The sequence below is a fragment of the Rahnella sp. WP5 genome (assembly GCF_000745615.1).
Lineage (GTDB): Bacteria > Pseudomonadota > Gammaproteobacteria > Enterobacterales > Enterobacteriaceae > Rahnella > Rahnella aceris.
The window spans coordinates 204,407-223,191 of record NZ_JQJR01000007.1 but is presented as its reverse complement, the minus strand read 5'-3'; the positions used below and the strand labels follow the sequence as shown (position 1 = coordinate 223,191).

Genomic DNA, 18,785 nt, shown 5'->3' with positions numbered 1-18,785 from the left:
CAATAGGCTGTGTTTCATCCGATGCAGAAGGTACAAAAAGCCAATGAGGTCAGATATGAACCGTAAAATCGCAATAGTGACCGGCGGAAGCCGTGGTTTAGGTAAGAATGCCATTGAAAAGCTGGCAAAAAAGGGCGTTGACGTGATTCTGACTTACCACAATCAGGCCGCTGCGGCACAGGAAGTGGTGGTTTCTGTCGAAGCACAGGGTGGAAAGGCCGTTGCGTTGCAGCTCAATACCGGTGAGTCCGGCAGTTTTGATGGCTTTGTTGTGCAGGTAAAAGCGCAACTGCAACAGGTCTGGCAGCGCGATACTTTTGATTTTCTGATCAACAATGCCGGGGTAGGTTTACATCAGTCTTTTGCCGATACTACCGAAGAACAGTTTGATCTGATGATGAATGTCCATCTGAAAGGGCCGTTCTTCCTGACGCAAAAACTGTTGCCGCTGATGGCCGACGGTGGCCGCATCCTGAATATCTCCAGCGGGCTGGCGCGTTTTGCTCTGCCGGGCTCATCGGCTTACGCCATGATGAAAGGGGCCATCGAAGTGCTGACCCGCTATCAGGCGAAAGAACTCGGCGCACGCGGGATTACCGCCAACGTGCTGGCTCCTGGCGCAATTGAAACGGATTTCAGCGGGGGTATGGTGCGCGATAATCCGGATGTGAACAGACTGGTTGCCAGCAATACTGCGCTGGGCCGCGCCGGTTTGCCGGATGATATCGGTGATATGGTGGCGCTGATGCTCAGTGATGAAGCGGGCTGGATGACCGCCCAGCGCGTTGAGGCCTCAGGCGGTATGTTTATCTGAACGTTAATCGTGCTGGAAACGCTTCGCTTTCATATGCTGCTGTTTTTCCAGCTCAAAAATCGCCCGTTGCAGGTCGCGTTCCTGCGCGGGTGATAAATTCGGAAACTTAAAACTCAGCCGCTGCGACGTCACGGTTTCGCCTTTATTGCTCACCGATTTACGCACCATCGCGCCGAGATACTGCAGATCTAATGTAAAGGTTCCCAGCTCCGCTAGCTGAATCAGCGAATCTTTCAGCATTGACCCGCTGGTGATTTCCGGCGGTGTAGCCCCTTCAATCTCCAGCCCCAGCCCGCCAAGTGAGATATCACGCACGCGATAAGCAAACTCAGAGGAATCAGGCAATATTCCGCTGCAACGGAAATCCGACATCCGCGGCACACTCACGCGGAAATACTCACGGCGCTGAATGAAATACAACACGGGCGGAAGATCGCAGGTAAATGTCGGCAAACCTTCATAGCTGACCTGGCGGACTCTGCTGCAGGAAAACTCAACCTTGGCACCGGCCGGTTCCGCCACAAACGTCAGTGTGCCGGCTTCAGCGGCCAGAGTGTTCTCGTAATCTGAACTGCCCAGATCGAACAGGAACTGATGGTTGTCAGCATCAACGTCCAGAATTTTACTGATAAATTGTCCGCGGGAATGGCTGACCATGACCAGGGTCTGGTTCTTCTTTAAGTCTCGCAGAACGGACAAAATTGCCAGCGTGTTCCGCTTCGCAAACGACTCTTTCGATACTTCGCTCACCTGCCACACCTCATAAGAAATAAATGCAAAATTATGGCGCAGCCGTTGACGTATAAGGCGCCCAATACGGATTATCGGCCACTCAGAGCAAAACTTTATCGCGCAATAACGTCTATTTTGACCCGCAAAAAGGGACATTCCGGGCGCGCAGGGCGCTGTTTGCGCGTCTCTGATTTATATATAGGCTATCTTTTCGCGTTCTGATGCCTATTTTCTCCTCAATTTTTTCATTTAAAACCTCACCGGAGAAAATTATTTCCCTTCACGGCGAATAAAAATCGCTGCTCAGGTGTTTACCTTTATATCGAACACTGACGGGCACGGTTTTTATGCAAACTTCATCTTCTGTTCTTCGCAGCCGTTACGACGGCCTGACTATTTTGCTGCACTGGCTGACGGCGCTGGCCGTCATCTTCCTGTTTGCCAGCGCGCATATCTGGGAAGTGCTGGAGCGCGGCACGCCGCTGCGCAAAGGGCTGCAATCGGTGCACATCTCGGTGGGGATATTGCTGGCGGCGATTATCATCGGGCGTCTTTTATGGCGTTTGTTTACCGTCAGCACCGGTCGCAGTAAACAGCAACCGGTCGCCATGCCGACGCTGATGAAAGCCGCCGCGCACCTGACCCATCTGGCGCTCTATTTATTGCTGGTCGCGCAAATCATTCTGGGCTTTTTATTCCGCTGGTCGCAGGCCGAACCGTTCTACTTCTTTGGTTTGTTCCCCATTCCTGACGTGTTCAATTTCGACAGTGTGATGACCAGAACTTTCGGTTCGTTGCACAACAACGTTGCCTGGGCGCTGATCATTATTGCGGGCGTGCACGCGCTGGCGGCACTTTTTCACCATTACGTTCTCCGCGACGGCATTTTGCGCCGCATGTTACCGGGCAGCACAAGCCGCCCGTAAGTCATCAGTTAATTCCCTACAGGACATCATTATGAAGACAAAAACGGTAATACAGGCGCTGTCGGTTGTGTGTCTGGCGGGCAATCTGCTGTTTTTCAGCGCCGCCGCTAACGCGATGGGTGATGATTCCGACGCTAAAAAAACGCCGGACTGCCCGAAGGGGCAAATCTACGACAGCAAAACTAAGAGCTGCATGGTGGATAAAGGCAGCATGATTTCCGATCAGGATAAAACGCAGTACGCTTATCATCTGGCGAAAACCGGTCGTTATCAGGAAGCGCTGACGGTGCTGGATACGCTGAAAGATCAGAACACCAAAGAAGCCTGGAACTATCGCGGCTATGCCACCCGTAAACTCGGGCGCACCGACGAAGGTATCAGCTATTATCAGAAGTCGATTGCGATTGACGCGAAGTATGCCAAAGTCCGGGAATATCTCGGCGAGGCTTATATGATTAAAGGGCGTCCTGATCTCGCCAAAGCCCAGTTAGCGACCATCAAAGGCTTGTGCGGCACCGGCTGCGAAGAATACCGCGACCTGAGCGCCGCCATCGACGGTCATCCGGAATCCTGATCACGGAGAATCGATAAATCTCACCGGCAGACTTACGTTCTGAACTGAGCCAGTGCCTGTCACGTCTGTGGCGCTACGCGATGGTACTGTCGCGCAAGCATGATGTGGCGGACGATCTGGTGCAATCCACCTGCGTGCGGGCGCTGGAACGCTGCGCGCAGATTAAGGACAGCACCGGTGTGGACCGCTGGCTCTTTTCTATCCTGCACTCCATATGGGTTAACGAACTCAGGGCGCAGTACGTCCGTCAGGGGCAGGGTTTTGCTGATGTTGATGAAACGCAGGCGCCCGCCGATACGCTGTCTTTCGAGGAGCGTCACTGGCATACGCAGGTTATGCAGCGGGTGAACCGGCTGCCGGAAGCCCAGCGCAACGCAGTGTTTCTGGTGTATGTCGAAGGTTTCACCTATCAGGAGGCGGCAATGACGCTTTCCGTCCCCATCGGTACCATCATGAGCCGTCTGGCGACCGCCCGGCTGACGCTGGCAAAAGACGCCGGTACCGCCACCCAACCGCAGCAGGGAGAGAAAAAATGACCCGTGAAATCCCGGCTGCGCCTTACGCCGATGAAGTTCTGGTGGCATACCTCGATAACCAGCTAAGCGAATCTCAGCGTGCAAAATTTGATGCACAACTGGCGCAGGACGACGTGCTGGCGCAGCGGCTGGCGCAGATGTCACGCAGCAATTTACCGTTCCACGACGCCTTTGGCGCGATGTTGCAGGAAGCGCCGGTCGGGAAATTACAGGCTGCGCTCGACGCTATCCCTGATGCACGGATTGCCGGTTCGTCCGGATTCAGCCGTCGCGCACTGCTCGCCGCGTCGTTAAGTTTTCTGGCCGTCGGGCTGCTGGGTGGACGTTATTCCACGCTTTTTGCTTCTGACGATAACTGGCGCGCGCGCGTGGCGGATTACATGTCGCTGTATACCGCGCAGACGCTGGCGGATGTGGATGATTCTGCCGGACAGCAAAAAATCCAGCTTGCGCGGGTGCAAAACACCTTAGGCATCGCACTGAGCCCGGCGGCGCTGGCGGTGCAGGGCGCGGATCTGAAAGATGCCCGTATGTTGCATTATGACGAATATGACATCGCGCAAATTACCTATCTTGACGCGCGGTACGGCCCGATGGCGCTGTGTATTACGCGCAGCGAGCACCGCGACAATACGGCATTGCAGCGAGAAATCCGCCGGGGAATGAACGTGGTTTACTGGCGCAATGCCGGTTACAACTTCATGCTGATCGGCCACAGTCCGGCACCGGCTCTGGCCGCGCATGCTGCGGCTTTACAGGCGAATCTGGCCTGAATGATTTCGTCACGTCACTAACTTATGTAATTATTTAAAGTATTAAACTATTTTTAATGCACGTAACGATAATGTTAAATTGTTTACGAAATCTCGATAATATGAGTATTCGGTAACATTTGTGTGGTTGATTTGTCGTTCTTCGCCGCGGTTTTCGTTGCTCCCCATTATTGTCCTTTCATACTCTGTGGAAATAATCGCTTATTTCCCACCGCACCGCCGGGTTGTTGATTTCGTTTATCCAGAGGAAATCTGGATAGCTTTCACCTGCAAAACTAAAACTAAACATTCAGAGAAACAGACGTCATGAGAAAGATACTCGCCATGATCCTCTGCCTTAACGTGGTTGCTTTCAGCCAGTCAGCGTTGGCAGAAGATGAAAAGCCCGTTGATGTGTTACTGATCGGCGGCGGCATTATGAGCGCGACGCTGGGGACATACCTTCAGGAATTAGAGCCAGACTGGTCAATCGACATGGTTGAGCGCCTGGACGGCGTAGCGCTGGAAAGCTCCAACGGCTGGAACAACGCCGGTACCGGCCACTCTGCGCTGGCAGAAATGAACTACACACCGGAAAAAGCCGACGGCAGTATCGATATCTCCAAAGCGGTTGAAATCAACGAATCCTTCCAGATTTCCCGTCAGTTCTGGACCTATCAGGTTGAGAACGGCGTACTGCACAACCCGCGTTCCTTCATCAACAGCACGCCGCACATGAGTTTTGTGTGGGGTGATGACAACATCAATTTCCTGCGTAAACGTTTTGCGGCACTGCAGCAAAGCACGCTGTTCCGTGGCATGGAATATTCAGAAGACCCGGCGCAAATCAAACAGTGGATCCCGCTGGTGATGGAAGGGCGTGATCCGGCGCAGAAAATCGCTGCGACCCGCATTCCGATTGGTACCGACGTAAACTTCGGCGAAATCACCCGTCAGCTGGTGGCCTCGTTGCAGAAGAAGCCTAACTTCTCCCTGAGCCTCGGTCATGAAGTGCGCGACATTAAACGTAACCCGGATAACACCTGGAACGTGACCGTTGCCGACCTGAAAAACGACGGCAAAGAAAGCGTTATCAAAGCGAAATTCGTGTTTATCGGTGCGGGCGGTGCGTCCCTGACGCTGCTGCAAAAATCCGGTATTCCTGAAGCGGACAACTACGGCGGCTTCCCGGTGGGTGGCGAGTTCCTGGTGACTGAAAACCCGGACGTGGTGAAACGTCATCTGGCGAAAGTGTACGGGAAAGCGTCTGTCGGCTCACCGCCGATGTCCGTTCCGCACCTCGATACCCGTATTCTGGATGGCAAACAGGTTCTGCTGTTCGGGCCGTTCGCCACCTTCTCCAGCAAATTCCTGAAAAACGGTTCCCTGTGGGATCTGTTCGGCAGCGTGAATTTCTCCAACATCATGCCGATGACCCACGTGGGCATCGACAACTTTGATCTGGTGAAATATCTGGTCAGCCAGGTGATGCTCTCCGACGACGACCGTTTCGATGCATTACGTGAATACTTCCCGGATGCGAAGAAAGAAGACTGGCGTCTGTGGGAAGCGGGCCAGCGCGTGCAGATCATCAAAAAAGATGAGAAAGAAGGCGGCGTTCTGCGTCTCGGCACCGAAGTGGTCAGCTCGAAAGACGGCAGCATTACCGCGCTGCTGGGCGCTTCTCCGGGCGCATCCACTGCGGCTCCGATCATGCTGTACCTGATGGAAAAAGTGTTTAAAGACAAAGTCGCCACACCGGAGTGGCAGGCCAAACTGAAGGAAATCATCCCTTCATACGGCACTGAACTGAACGGCAACGTGGCGGCGACCGAGAAAGAACTGGGCGACACCAGCCGCGTTCTGATGCTCGACAACCCGCAACCGAAAGCGGCGGAACCGGCTCCGGCGGCGGACAATTCTTCAGCCCCTAAAAAGGGCGAAGAGCAGAAACAAGTGGCAGACGTCGCGTTGTAATCTGATTCCGTAAAAAGTGATCGTAAAGGCGCGGGCAACTGCGCCTTTTTAACATCTCGCTTTCACCACAAAACCCGATTTAGCACGAATAGCTCGTTCTTTGACCGCCCCCAGGCCCTCCAAAACGCCTTTGCAAAACCCTTCAAATCCAGCGGTGACGCGGCCTGAAGCGCTGTCCGGTATCCCGTTTGCCTGTTTTTTTGAAACGTTAAATCCTTTTTTAATTTTTGTAGTGATAATGTTATATTCGTAGCCATCATTTGAAAAAATGAAGTTTCAGTAACGATCCCGCGTGTTTTTTTGCTAATTTCTTGTTCGATAGTCACAACAACGATTCATAACAGAACAGAACTGAACATTTAGAGAAACAGACGTCATGAGAAAGATACTTGGTATGCTTCTCAACCGTGACTCACTGGGTGCCAGCGAGCCTGCGGCCGCAGAAGACGAAAAATCCGTTGATGTATTGCTGGTCGGCGGCGGAATTATGAGTGCTACCCTGGGGACCTATCTCCAGGAACTCGAGCCGGACTGGTCAGTCCATATGATTGAACGCATGGACGGCGTGGCGCAGGAAAGTTCCAACGGCTGGAATAACGCCGGTACCGGCCATTCCGCGCTGGCAGAAATGAACTATACCCCGCTGATGCCCGACGGTTCTGTCGATATCACCAAGGCCGTGGCGATCAACGAAGCCTTCCAGGTTTCCCGTCAGTTTATGGCGTATCAGGTGCAGAAAGGCGTGCTGAATAACCCGCGCTCGTTCATCAACAGCGTGCCGCACATGAGCTTTGTCTGGGGCGATGAGAATATCGACTTCCTGCGCAAACGTTTTGCTGCGTTGCAGGAAAGCACGTTGTTCCGCGGGATGGAATATTCGGAAGACCCGGAACAAATCAGACAATGGATCCCGGCAGTCATGGATGGCCGTGATCCGAAGCAAAAAGTTGCCGCGACCCGCACCACCGCAGGTACGGACGTGAACTTCGGCGAAGTGACCCGACAGCTTGTCGAGGCGTTGCAGAAAAAATCCAATTTCACGCTGGCAAACGGTCAGGAAGTGCGCGATATCCAGCGCAATCCGGATAAAAGCTGGCGCGTGACGATTACCGATCTCAAACACAGCCACAAACATCGCGTGGTGAATGCGAAATTCGTGTTCATCGGTGCGGGCGGTGCGTCCCTGACGCTGCTGCAAAAATCCGGCATTCCTGAAGCGCGTGAATACGGCGGTTTCCCGGTCGGCGGTGAATTCCTGGTGACAGAAAATCAGGATGTGGTGAAACGCCATCTGGCGAAGGTTTACGGCAAAGCGGCCGTGGGCGCGCCACCGATGTCCGTTCCGCATCTCGACACCCGCATTATTGATGGCAAACAGGTTCTGCTGTTCGGGCCGTTCGCCACTTTCTCCAGTAAGTTCCTGAAAAACGGTTCCCTGTGGGATTTGTTTGGCAGTGTGAACAGTTCCAACCTGTTGCCGATGACGCATGTCGGCATGGGTAACTTCGATCTGGTGAAATATCTGGTCGGGCAGGTGATGCTCAGCGATGAAGACCGTCACGCCGCGCTGAAGGAATTTTTCCCCGAAGCCGAGCAGAAAGACTGGAAACGCTGGGTGGCCGGACAACGTGTGCAGGTCATCAAAAAAGATGGCAAACACGGCGGCGTATTGCGTCTGGGCACTGAAGTGGTGAGCGCAAAAGATGGCAGTATTGCGGCGTTGCTGGGTGCATCACCGGGTGCGTCAACCGCAGCGCCGATCATGATGAAACTGCTGGAAACGGTCTTTAAAGAAAAAGCCGCGAGCCCGGAATGGCAGGCCAAATTCCGGGAAATCATCCCGTCTTACGGCACTAAACTGAATGGCAATATCGAAGCGACCGAGAAAGAGCTGCTGGAAACCAGCCGTATTCTGCAACTGGAAACGCCGTCGATGATCACCACGCCTGTGGCTGAGGTGGTTCAGTTGCGTCCGCTGGATGTTCAGGCAAAACAAGAGCCGAAACAACCTGCGGATATCGCTTTGTAAGTTCTGCGCTGTAAGTTCTGGTGCAGAAAAATAAAAACCGCCTCTTCAGGCGGTTTTTTTATGTCCTTATTTTCGCTTTGCAGGGCGCAGTCTTACGCCCCGGAAAGTGACTTTGCCATATTCTCTTTCTTCACCCGCGCTGTTTCATTCTGCGATTCCAGCACAATTCTCGCCAGCGGTGTGTCTTCGTGATAACGGGTTTTATCGTCCAGTCCTTTGGAATATTTATTGTATTTCCACCAGGCATAGCCGAGGAACAATACCAGTCCGCCGACGTTATAGAACACAATGGTGATAATACTGGCACCGGTCGGGAAGGTTGAGGCGATGAACCCGACGGTGAAAATCACAATCAGCGTACCGACGATAGTGATCCCCTGCATTCTGGAACCCATCTTAAAATCGCGCTCGACGCTGTCGTATTTCAGTCGCAGATTCAGGTACGCCAGCATAATAAACAGCGGCGGCAGCATCGACGCGGCAGCGGTCATGTTAATCAGCGTATTCATTAAATCCTGCACGCTGTCTGAGCCTAATGTCGGAATTAACATCAGCGGGATAACGATAAGGAACTGGATCCACGCCGCGCGGGTCGGAACACCGTGTTTATTCAGACGAATGGTTTTCTCGCCAAAAATCCCCTTAGGAATCTCAGTAAAGAAGATTTTTACCGGCGCTGCCGTCCACATCAGTAATGAGCCAAACATGGCGGTGAAGGAAACCACGCCGACAAAGCGGTTCATCAGCACCGCCGGTAATCCAAAGTATGCGGATAACCCTTCAAATACCTGTACCGTGCCGCCGGTAAAATGCAGCGCGGATTTGGCCACAAACACGTTAATCAGCAGCGAGGCGATGGAATACAGCACGCCGATCACCAGCCCGGAAATAATGATGACTTTCACGAAAGCACGACTGCCGCCTTTGACGTCATTCACGTATACCGCGACCGATTCTGCGCCGCCTGCTGCCTGGAATATCCACGCAATAATGCCTAAGAATGCCCAGTTAAAATGCGGCGTCATCGCCTGAACATTAATCGGATCCGCCGGTTCTGCGCCGCCCATCAGCGCAGCACCCGCCAGCACGATATAAGAGAACGTCAGCAGCAGCATTAATGTCGAGGTGACGGAGGTCATCGGCCCGAGTAGTTTCGCACCGCTGTTGGAAATCATCGTGGAAAAGGCAAACAGACAGATGCTGATAATCGCGGTCGTGAAGGGCGTGAAAATATAATCGTGCCCTAAAAAGGCGTAAGACGCATAAGCGATAACGCGGGGAAGCAGCGCCGTGAAGAAAAACAAATTCACGAACCAGTAAGTATAGGCGGTCATAAACGCCCAGCGGCCGCCGAGGGCACTTTTCACCCAGGCATACACACCGGCTTCCGAACTCTTATTCAATGAGACAAATTCGGCGATGATCAGACAAAACGGAATAAAGTAGATGATGGTCGCCACCAGAAATACCGGTGCCGAGGCGATGCCTAACTGGATGTTATTGTTGATGACGTTATTGAAGCTAAAAACGGCGGCAAATGTCATGGATAACAATCCAAATTTGCCTATGGTATTTCGACTGGACCCGGCCATAAATACTCTCCAACTGCGATGTTTATAGGGTAAGTGGTTCTTGTTTTTTTATTATTTATTAACGAAATAACTCTCTTCGACGGTCACTTTTAAAATGACTTTTCTGACGTCTTTTTCCGGTCTGAACCGGTACGCTTCGTGGTTTTCAAAAATGATCACGCGGCCTTTAGGTACCTTTATCGTTTCACCCTGACCGGTAAAAAATTCGCGATCCGTTTCATCGTCATAAGGCGACACGCGGTGCAGGGCAGATTTCGCGGAAAACTCGATTTCCTCCGTGCCTTCAAGGTAGTAATGCACATCGAAATAACGGCGGTGACCCTCGAATTCCGCCCGCTGTTTTTCGCTGCCGCTGGCGAGCCGGTAAACCAGCGAATCGCCGACGGAATGGAAAACGCCGGGACGAATATTGTCCAGGTTATTAATGGCTTCCATGCAGCGCTGCCATTTTTTTCCGCTACGGTAGAGCCGCTGAAATTCGGTTAAACAGTTGAGAATAATCATCAGTTTTCCTCCCGGGGATGAAAGGTGAATTCCGCGAGCTGCTGGCTGTTGGTGTCATGCTGGCTGAACGGCACCATCGTGAAGCCGTAGCGGAATGCCGAGAAATAGACGCGATAAGAATCGAGCACTTCGGAACCCCAGGAATTGGAGCCCAGACCGGAAATTTTGTGATCGAGATTGAGGGTCAGGCAGCCGTCCGGCGTCAGTTCATCAATATGCTGCGCCTGTTGCAGCATCTGCGCACTGTATGGCCACAGGCTGAAATTGAGCGGCTGGCGTGGCTGAATGAAAATCCCTTTTCCAGCGTCATCGCACAGACTCAGCCAGCGGATATCCTGCCGGTTACCGTTGTCCTGCGGCATCGGGTAATTTTCAAATAAACGGCTCACCGGCTGCTGATAATGGCCGATGAGATTGGCCTGACAGCTGTCCTGATAGTTTTCATCCGGCCCGCGCCCGTAATACTCCACCTGCGTGAAACGACGGCTGACGCCAAAATCGAGGCCGATCTTCGGGATAATTGAATCGAAATTACCGTAAGGCGAGCCGGATAAATCGAGGGTGACGACGCCCTGAGGCGATATCTGCCAGCGATAAGTGCAGCGCATACCGAAATCGAAAACAGGCGGCGCAATGATGCTTTGCACTTCAATGACGACGTCGTCCTGCTGGCGCGCCCAGTGCATCTGCCGGAAATGCTGTTGCATGATATGCAGATGATGGGGCTGCCAGAGGCCTTCGAACTCCTGTTTATGGTTGTCGATGACCGGCTTAAAGAAATTGAGTTTCGGCGCACGGCCTGTGATCTCTTCGTCATCCACTTGCCAGCTTTTCAGTTCGCCGTCCAGACGGGAAAATGCCAGCCGGAAGCCCTCGCCGCTGACAATAAGCTGATGTTTTTGCTCATCACATAACAGCGTTGCGGCCTTTTGCGGCGCAGGTTTCATGGCTGACGGGCGGGCTGGCTGCAACAGCATCTGATACTGTCCGAGCGGATGTTGCGCCTCGCTGTACACCGTCGGGCTGTTTTTGCGAATGCCAACATTCAGGAAAACTTCCTGACCGCTGGCGGGAAATTCTGGCAGCGCCAGCGTTTCGCCTTCGCCGGGTTGCAGGTGCGGCAGGGAAATTTCGCGGGTTTCGAGGCCGCGTCCGGCGACCTGAACGGTCAGCGACAGCGTGATGTCTTCCAGTGAGCTGAACCAGTAACGATTTTTGATGTGCAGCGCGCCGCCGCGGAGACTGACGCCGACCGGGCACAGCACCTGTTTATATTCGCGCAGGCCGGGGCCGGGCGTCTGGTCGGGGTAAATCAGCCCGTCCATGCAGAAGTTGTAATTGTTTGGATAATCGCCGTAATCGCCGCCGTAGGTATAACGCATCTGGCCGTTTTCACCGGTTTCCAGCAATCCGTGATCGCACCATTCCCAGATGTAATGCCCCTGAAGGCTGTCATGGCGATTCAGAACGGCCTGATATTCGGCTAATCCGCCGGGACCGTTGCCCATTGCATGCGCGTATTCGCAGATGATGCGCGGTTTGGCGTGCGGGTATTCGCCGAACGCATTCATCATCTGTACGCGGGAATACATGGTGCTGATGACGTCGGTCACTTCGGCGTCGCGATCTTCTTCGTAGTGAACAAGACGCGTCGGATCGAGGGCTTTACAGTGTTTCGCCATGGCGCGGATATTGCAGCCATAACCGGATTCGTTGCCAAGCGACCACATAATGATCGACGGGTGGTTTTTTTGCGCCATGACGTGACGCCCGATACGCTCCACATAGGCGTGTTCCCAGTGCGGATCGTCGGAGATGCGGCTCAGATCGCCGACGTTCGCGAAACCGTGACTTTCCAGATCCGTTTCGGCCATCACGAATAATCCGTAGATATCGCACAACTCGTAAAAGCGAGGATCATTCGGGTAATGCGCGGTGCGCACCGAGTTAATATTGTGCTGTTTCATCAGGATGATATCGCGTTCCACCCGCGCCATATCGACCGCGCGCCCTTTGCGGTGATCGTGATCGTGACGGTTTACGCCGTGCAGCTTGAGATAACGTCCGTTGACGTAAAACAGCCCGTCGCGCACGCCGATGTCACGAAAGCCAACGCGCTGAGGTACCACCGAAATCATCTGTCCCGTGTCGTCATACAGCGTCAGCAACAGCTGATATAACTCAGGATGTTCCGCGTTCCACTGGCGCGGATGAGTGACCGGGATGTCCAGGCGACAGCGCGTTTCATCGCCGATATTCAGGTTATCTGCTGATAACTGTGCCACGCAGACGCCATCGTCGAATAACTGCGCGTGCAGGCGATAACCGCTGACGGGGTGGTGTAAATTACCCAGCACGGCATCAATATTGAGCACGGCGTCGCAGTAGTTTTCATCGAATGTGGTGACTACGGTGAAATCGTTAAGATGAACCGGATCCTGACCGATGAGATACACATCGCGGAAAATTCCCGCCATCCACCACATATCCTGATCTTCGATATATGTTGAATCCGCCCACTGTAAAACACGCACCGACAGCAGGTTTTCACCCGGTTTCACGCTGGCGCTGATATCGAACTCTGCGCACAGGCGGCTGCCTTTGCTGAATCCGACGTAGTGCCCGTTCACATACACCTCGAAATAGGTTTCCACGCCGTCAAATTTGATCAGCGTTTGTTTGCCTGCCCAGGCTGCATCGAGGGTAAAACGCTGCTGATACGCGCCGGTCGGGTTATTAGTGGGAACGTAAGGAACGTCGATCGGGAAGGGGAAACCTTCATCGGTATATTGCAGCTGACCGTGGCCTTCCATCTGCCACATGCCGGGGACGGTGATGTGGCCCCATTCAGTCATCGGCTGATTGTAGAATTCATCCGGGACTAACGCCGGGTGCTCGAAAAAGCGGAACTGCCAGCGGCCGCTGAGCAACTGAAAGCCGTGACTGGCTGCGCGATCGAAACACAGCGCCGCCTGTGGATTTTCATAGCTGAAAAAGGAGGCGCGTGGCGGTAAACGGTTCTCCGACTGCTTCTCGATATTTTCCCAATTATTCACGTGATCTCTCCTGAGACGTGTTTCTATGGGAGAGAAGATAGTAAACATTTAGTAAAAATAACTAAAAATTTTTACTGGTTGTCAGGGCGATCACAAAAAATAAAAAATCGGTTTGAGGATCATGCAGTTAAATTTTACCGGCGGGTGGTGTCCCGGAGTTGCAGCGATCCCGGCACAAATACCGACAGCGGTACGGTGCGTTCATCGCGCAGACGTTCGGTCAGCAGGTTGACCGCCTGTGCGCCCATGGTTTCGGAATGGATGCGAACGGTCGATAAAGAAGGGAACACAAAGCGGGCTGTCGGAATGTCATTAACGCTGATCAGCGCGATTTGCTCGGGGATTTTAACGCCGTGTTCCAGTAGCGCACGGGTCACGCCCAGCGCAATGGTATCGGTGGCAATCAGCAACGCCGGGGGATAAGGCGCATTTTGCTGCAACATTTTCCTGGCGCACTGATAGCCGGACTGGCTGGTGAAATTGCCGTACCAGATATCGTCCGGCTGGACGACGTTTTTCAGACGGCCATATTCCACAAAGGCCTGCTCGCGCTGATCCGGGAATTCAGGGTGATCGCGGCCGCCGATAAAGCCGATGCGCGAATAGCCCTGACCGATAAAGAAGTCGATGACCTTCTGGCTGATCTTAAATAAATCCACATTAACGCAGTCTGATTGCGGGTCTTCCATTACGCCATCAATGAAAACGACCGGCGTGGATTGTTGTGCGAGCTGCGTATGCAGTGCGGCCTGAGGTTGTCCGATAACCAGAAAACCGTCCGCCGGAGGCAGCGCTTTTTCGCCGGTAAAGTCATAGCCGGAAATCAGGGTGATACCCAGTTTTTCGCATTGTGTTTCAATGCCATAGCGCATGGAAAGATAATAAGGATCGTCTATTTCCAGCCCCTGCCGGTAAGTAAACAATGCGGCAAACGTCATGCGTTGCGTGGCATTGCGGCGGGAAGGCGAGACTTTGTATTCCAGGCGTTCCGCCGTTTCTAAAATCTTCTGGCGGGTCTGCGCTTTCACGCTCAGGCTCGGATCGTCATTGAGCACACGTGAAACCGTCGCAACGGACACGTTCGCGGCCTCAGCGATTTCCTTCAAAGTAGCCATCAGCGTCTCATCATCAGGTAAACCAAAGCCGTAGCTTAATGTGATCAGTGCCTTATGTACACCGCTCACCGGCCTTCCGGCCCGCAAAATCTCACTGTGACAGAGTTAACGCTTTACCTAATTTTAAGTATATTTTAGTAAAATATTTACTAGTATGCGTTTTACTTCTGCTTTCCTGTTCATAATAACCAAACAAAGAAGCGCATACCGATGAAGAACACATCATTAAATAAAATATTAGTACTTTTATTATTTTCCTTATCAATGAATTTGCGGGCGCAGGAACCGGTTGTCCCCGCCGAACATAATGAATCAGCACCACCGGAAATAACGCCGGTCAGCCGTGACGCCACTGCTTATCGCTTTTATGGCGAAATGGGCGGCGGCGGCAGCGTGTATTTAAATGGCAAAGATCAGCATAAATACAGCGACGGAACCTATATCGAAGGTGGTCTGGAAATAAAACACGGTAACTGGTTCGGGCTTATTTACGGCGAAGGCTGGACGGTACAGGCCGATCATCAGGGAAACGCCTGGGTGCCTGATCACCGCTGGGGCGGATTCGAAGGCGGCTTAAACCGTTTTTACGGTGGTTATCGTACTGATCGGGGCACCGAATTTATCCTCAGTATGCGCAACGATTCCTCGCTGGATGACCTGCAATGGTGGGGCGATTTCACGCCGGAATACGGCTACGTGATTCCTAATACCCGCGATTTAACGCAGGCAGTGAAGGTGCAAAACCTGACCGGCAAGTTTCGTTACAGCCTGACCGCCGCACCGCAAAGCCGTGTTAATGAAAGTACTGCATTGCTCCATTTCGGAAAATACGACCGTTATTCAGATAAATACACCTATCAGGCGATGGTCAACGGCTACACGCAATATGATCTGATGGAAGGGCTGACGCTGCTCAACGGTCTGGAACTGACCGATGGCACCGGGCAGCTATTCCTCGCGGGTTTGCAGGGTAAAAATCTGGCAGGGCGCGTCTGGCATCACACCGGCAAAGGCGACAGCAGCCATTCCGGCCACGAATCAGGAATGATGGTCAGCGCCATGGTTGAAGCGGTCACCGGACTGTATTTATCCACCGCGTACAGTTATGCCGAACATTCGCGGGATACTACTTTCGATACCACCACGTCTTACGCACAGGCCGGTATCTGGTACGAATATTACGGTGGCCGGTTCGCGACCGCATTAGACAGCAAATTCTATATGAGCAATGACAATACCGGCGCCAGCAACTCGGTATTTCTTATGCAATATTTCTACTGGGGAAGATCATAATGAAAAAAATTAATCCGCACCGGCCGCTCAGTTTAATTATCTGCGCTGCTTTATTTATTTCTGCACACGCACAGGCAGAAAACGCCGATACTTTGCGGGCTGATTCGTTTAAAAACGTTATTAACCGTACCGGCGCGCCGCAATATATGCTCGATTATGATTTCGACGAGCATCAGCGTTTTAATCCTTTATTTGATGAGGGTGCCTGGCATGGGCATTTACTGCCGTCTGGCCCGCAAGGTATGGGCGGATTCCCTGGACCGGCGCTGTTGACCGAAGAATATATCAACTTTATGGCCGATAACTTTGACCGGCTGACGGTGTATAAAGCCGGACAAAAAGTCGCGCTGAGCATGACCGCTTACAGCATTCCCGGGGCGCTTATCCAGACGCTGACCGCGCCCGGCATCCGCATCGACATGACCCTGCGTTTCGTGACGTCCCGCACTTCTTTGCTGGAAACTAAAATCACCACGGATTCCCCGCTGGAACTGGTCTGGGACGGCGAACTGCTGGAAAAGCTCCGCGCTCAGGAAGGAAAACCACCATCGGATAAAACCATCGTGCAGGAATATCCGGGGTATACGCGCCAGATCCTGCCGGTTGCTGACGGCCTGCGCGTGATTTTCGGCAAAGTGCGCGAGGCCTCGAGCCTGATGACCTCCGGCGAGTCCGAATATCAGATCCACAAATCCCTGCCGATGCAGATGACGGTTACAGGCCATCAGTTTACCGGCAAAGCCAAAATCGCCGGTTCCACCACGTTTTACACCACTTATTCGCATCTGCTGACGGCCGCTGAGGTTCAGAAAGAGCAGCCGAAAATCCAGGATATTCTGGCGCATCCCCAGCCTTATCTGGATGCCTCGCAAAAACGCTGGGAAGGCTACCTGAATGCCGGTCTGACAAACCCGAAAGCAACCAAAGATCAGGAACGTGTGGCGGTGAAAGCCATCGAAACATTAACCGGTAACTGGCGCGGGGCGGCAGGTGCGATGAAGTTTGATTCGGTGACGCCATCGGTGACTGGCCGCTGGTTCTCCGGCAATCAGACCTGGCCGTGGGACACCTGGAAACAGGCGTATGCGATGGCGCATTTCAATCCCGAGGTGGCGAAAAACAATATCCGCGCCGTGTTTGCCTTTCAGATCCAGCCCGGTGATCCGGTTCGTCCGTGGGATGCCGGTTTTGTACCTGATCTGATTGCCTATAACCCGGGTCCGGAACGTGGCGGCGATGGCACCAACTGGAATGAGCGCAACACGAAACCGAGTCTGGCGGCGTGGTCGGTGATGGAAATCTACAAAACGACCGGTGATAAACAATGGCTGGCGGAGATGTACCCTAAACTGGTCGCTTATCACGACTGGTGGCTGCACAACCGTGACCACAACCATAACGGCGTGCCGGAATATGGCGCCACGCGCGATAAAGCGCATAACACCGCTGACGGCAAAATGTTGTTTACCGTCAGGGAAGGGCAGAAAGAACAGACCGAATCCGGGCTGAAAAACTATGACCGCGTGGTGAAATCCGGTCAGTACGACAGCATCGAAATCCCGGCGCAGGTGGCGGCTTCGTGGGAATCGGGGCGGGATGATGCGGCGGCCTTCGGTTTTATCGATGCCGATCAGCTGACGAAATACATCAAAAATGGCGGTAAAAAACAGGACTGGCAGGTCAAATTCGCCGAAAACCGTTCGGATGACGGAACGTTGCTGGGGTATTCGCTGTTACAGGAATCCGTCGATGAAGCCAGCTATATGTACAGCGACAACAAATACATGGCCGAAATCGCCGACATTTTGGGCAAGAAAACAGCCGCCGCAGATTTCCGCGCGAAAGCCGTCAAACTGGCCGGATACATCAACACCTGCATGTTCGACAGCCGCAGCGGCTTCTTCTATGACATCCGCATTGAAGACAAACCGCTGGCCAACGGCTGCGCGGGCAAACCGATTGTCGAACGCGGCAAAGGCCCGGAAGGCTGGTCACCGTTGTTTAACGGCGCAGCGACGCAGGCGCATGCCGACGCCGTGGTGAAAGTGATGAAAGATGTGCGCGAATTTAACACCTATGTGCCACTGGGCACCGCCGCACTGACCAATCCGGCGTTCGGTGCAGACATTTACTGGCGCGGCAGGGTCTGGGTCGATCAGTTATATTTCGGCCTGAAAGGCATGGAGCAATACGGTTACCGCGAAGATGCTGTGAAAATGGCACAGGCCTTCTTTGATCACGCCGATGGTCTGGTTTCGGATGCGCCTATCCGGGAAAACTACAATCCGCTCAACGGCCAGCAGCAGGGCGCACCTAACTTCTCATGGAGTGCGGCGCATCTTTACATGCTGTACAACGACTTTTTCGGCCAGGGGAAATGAGACGGTAAGGGCTGAATTTCAGGCACAAAAAAACCGCTTCAGAGAGCGGTTTTTTTGTTGGGTGATTCAGTTAGCGCTAAATCAACCCAGTTTCACGCTTTAATAATAAGCGGGATCAGGCAACCCAAACGCCACTAACTTACACCAGGGGTGGGAAGGCAGCAAGTTTAAATTCTATACACATATCCTTATTGTTTTTATGGTCTTGGTGGTAGCATCTGCGCGGGGCTAGTTTGCCCGTTTAGCGACGGGTCACCGGGCTTGAAATTAGCACTTGAGTACCGCGCGGACAGGCAACCCAAACACTGCTTGTCCTTCTCCAGTCGGTCCCGGTGCTTATTGGTGAAACGCGGTTGTAAAAGGCCGCATCAATGAATAAGTGTATTTATGCACTGATCGTTGTACTGGGTTCTTTGATGACAACTGCTGGTGATGGATGGAACGTTAATGTTTCTCATATCAACATCAATGTCAGCACGGGCCCGGGTTTGTAGCAGTAGAGAA

General features: G+C 53.0%; 14 protein-coding genes. 9 read left to right on the top strand and 5 right to left on the bottom strand.

Annotation, left to right across the window (positions count from 1 at the left end):
* Nucleotides 1–55: 55 nt before the first annotated feature.
* On the top strand, nt 56–814 hold the full coding sequence (locus EX31_RS05395) for an SDR family NAD(P)-dependent oxidoreductase (RefSeq protein ID WP_037033794.1): 759 nt from the start codon (nt 56–58) through the stop codon (nt 812–814).
* A gap of 3 nt (nt 815–817) precedes the next feature.
* On the opposite strand, the gene EX31_RS05390 is transcribed toward EX31_RS05395, so the two are convergent.
* Nucleotides 818–1,564 (bottom strand): flagellar brake protein, encoded by a 747-nt coding sequence (locus tag EX31_RS05390; protein WP_013573471.1) that lies wholly within the window; start codon nt 1,562–1,564, stop codon nt 818–820.
* A gap of 329 nt (nt 1,565–1,893) precedes the next feature.
* On the opposite strand from EX31_RS05390, the gene EX31_RS05385 reads away from it, so the two are divergent.
* From EX31_RS05385 to mqo, 6 genes are all read left to right on the top strand, one after another.
* The gene (locus tag EX31_RS05385; protein ID WP_037033793.1) at nt 1,894–2,472 is read left to right on the top strand and encodes a cytochrome b; all 579 of its coding nucleotides are present in this window, start codon (nt 1,894–1,896) and stop codon (nt 2,470–2,472) included.
* Nucleotides 2,473–2,503: 31 nt separating this feature from the next.
* Nucleotides 2,504–3,046 (top strand): tetratricopeptide repeat protein, encoded by a 543-nt coding sequence (locus EX31_RS05380; protein ID WP_013573473.1) that lies wholly within the window; start codon nt 2,504–2,506, stop codon nt 3,044–3,046.
* Between the two features lie 80 nt (nt 3,047–3,126).
* Entirely contained in the window at nt 3,127–3,582 is a 456-nt protein-coding gene (locus EX31_RS05375; protein ID WP_037033790.1) for a sigma-70 family RNA polymerase sigma factor, read from the top strand.
* Nucleotides 3,579–4,355: an anti-sigma factor family protein gene (locus tag EX31_RS05370; RefSeq protein WP_037033789.1), complete on the top strand. Its 777-nt coding sequence runs from the start codon at nt 3,579–3,581 to the stop codon at nt 4,353–4,355. The genes EX31_RS05375 and EX31_RS05370 overlap by 4 nt, the downstream gene beginning before the upstream one ends.
* A gap of 306 nt (nt 4,356–4,661) precedes the next feature.
* Nucleotides 4,662–6,311 carry a malate:quinone oxidoreductase gene (locus tag EX31_RS05365; RefSeq protein ID WP_037033788.1) on the top strand — a complete coding sequence of 550 codons (1,650 nt, stop codon included), beginning with the start codon at nt 4,662–4,664 and terminating at the stop codon, nt 6,309–6,311.
* Between the two features lie 376 nt (nt 6,312–6,687).
* Nucleotides 6,688–8,340, top strand: coding sequence for a malate dehydrogenase (quinone) (mqo, locus tag EX31_RS05355; RefSeq protein ID WP_037033785.1), 1,653 nt, complete (start codon nt 6,688–6,690; stop codon nt 8,338–8,340).
* A 92-nt stretch (nt 8,341–8,432) separates the two neighbouring features.
* Here mqo and EX31_RS05350 read toward each other — a convergent pair whose 3' ends face one another.
* From EX31_RS05350 to ebgR, 4 genes are all read right to left on the bottom strand, one after another.
* On the bottom strand, nt 8,433–9,932 hold the full coding sequence (locus tag EX31_RS05350; protein ID WP_037033783.1) for an amino acid permease: 1,500 nt from the start codon (nt 9,930–9,932) through the stop codon (nt 8,433–8,435).
* Between the two features lie 51 nt (nt 9,933–9,983).
* On the bottom strand, nt 9,984–10,436 hold the full coding sequence (locus EX31_RS05345) for a beta-galactosidase subunit beta (protein ID WP_037033781.1): 453 nt from the start codon (nt 10,434–10,436) through the stop codon (nt 9,984–9,986).
* On the bottom strand, nt 10,436–13,492 hold the full coding sequence (gene ebgA / locus EX31_RS05340; RefSeq protein WP_037033779.1) for a beta-galactosidase subunit alpha: 3,057 nt from the start codon (nt 13,490–13,492) through the stop codon (nt 10,436–10,438). The genes EX31_RS05345 and ebgA overlap by 1 nt, the downstream gene beginning before the upstream one ends.
* Before the next feature lie 134 nt (nt 13,493–13,626).
* Nucleotides 13,627–14,607, bottom strand: coding sequence for a transcriptional regulator EbgR (gene ebgR, locus EX31_RS05335; protein WP_037033902.1), 981 nt, complete (start codon nt 14,605–14,607; stop codon nt 13,627–13,629).
* A gap of 210 nt (nt 14,608–14,817) precedes the next feature.
* Here ebgR and ygjJ point away from each other — a divergent pair, with 210 nt between their 5' ends.
* Both ygjJ and ygjK read left to right on the top strand, forming a co-directional pair.
* A complete protein-coding gene (gene ygjJ, locus EX31_RS05330) occupies nt 14,818–15,900 on the top strand; it encodes a protein YgjJ (protein ID WP_037033777.1) in 1,083 nt (360 codons plus the stop codon).
* A complete protein-coding gene (gene ygjK / locus EX31_RS05325; protein WP_037033775.1) occupies nt 15,900–18,281 on the top strand; it encodes an alpha-glucosidase in 2,382 nt (793 codons plus the stop codon). The genes ygjJ and ygjK overlap by 1 nt, the downstream gene beginning before the upstream one ends.
* Nucleotides 18,282–18,785: the final 504 nt, after the last annotated feature.

Bases quoted from the DNA above. Each gene is read 5' to 3' on its own strand.
- EX31_RS05395 (WP_037033794.1), top strand. From the start codon at position 56: ATGAACCGTAAAATCGCAATAGTGACCGGCGGAAGCCGTGGTTTAGGT.
- EX31_RS05385 (WP_037033793.1), top strand. From the start codon at position 1,894: ATGCAAACTTCATCTTCTGTTCTTCGCAGCCGTTACGACGGCCTGACT.
- EX31_RS05380 (WP_013573473.1), top strand. From the start codon at position 2,504: ATGAAGACAAAAACGGTAATACAGGCGCTGTCGGTTGTGTGTCTGGCG.
- EX31_RS05375 (WP_037033790.1), top strand. From the start codon at position 3,127: ATGGTACTGTCGCGCAAGCATGATGTGGCGGACGATCTGGTGCAATCC.
- EX31_RS05370 (WP_037033789.1), top strand. From the start codon at position 3,579: ATGACCCGTGAAATCCCGGCTGCGCCTTACGCCGATGAAGTTCTGGTG.
- EX31_RS05365 (WP_037033788.1), top strand. From the start codon at position 4,662: ATGAGAAAGATACTCGCCATGATCCTCTGCCTTAACGTGGTTGCTTTC.
- mqo (WP_037033785.1), top strand. From the start codon at position 6,688: ATGAGAAAGATACTTGGTATGCTTCTCAACCGTGACTCACTGGGTGCC.
- EX31_RS05350 (WP_037033783.1), bottom strand. From the start codon at position 9,932: ATGGCCGGGTCCAGTCGAAATACCATAGGCAAATTTGGATTGTTATCC.
- EX31_RS05345 (WP_037033781.1), bottom strand. From the start codon at position 10,436: ATGATTATTCTCAACTGTTTAACCGAATTTCAGCGGCTCTACCGTAGC.
- ebgR (WP_037033902.1), bottom strand. From the start codon at position 14,607: ATGGCTACTTTGAAGGAAATCGCTGAGGCCGCGAACGTGTCCGTTGCG.
- ygjJ (WP_037033777.1), top strand. From the start codon at position 14,818: ATGAAGAACACATCATTAAATAAAATATTAGTACTTTTATTATTTTCC.
- ygjK (WP_037033775.1), top strand. From the start codon at position 15,900: ATGAAAAAAATTAATCCGCACCGGCCGCTCAGTTTAATTATCTGCGCT.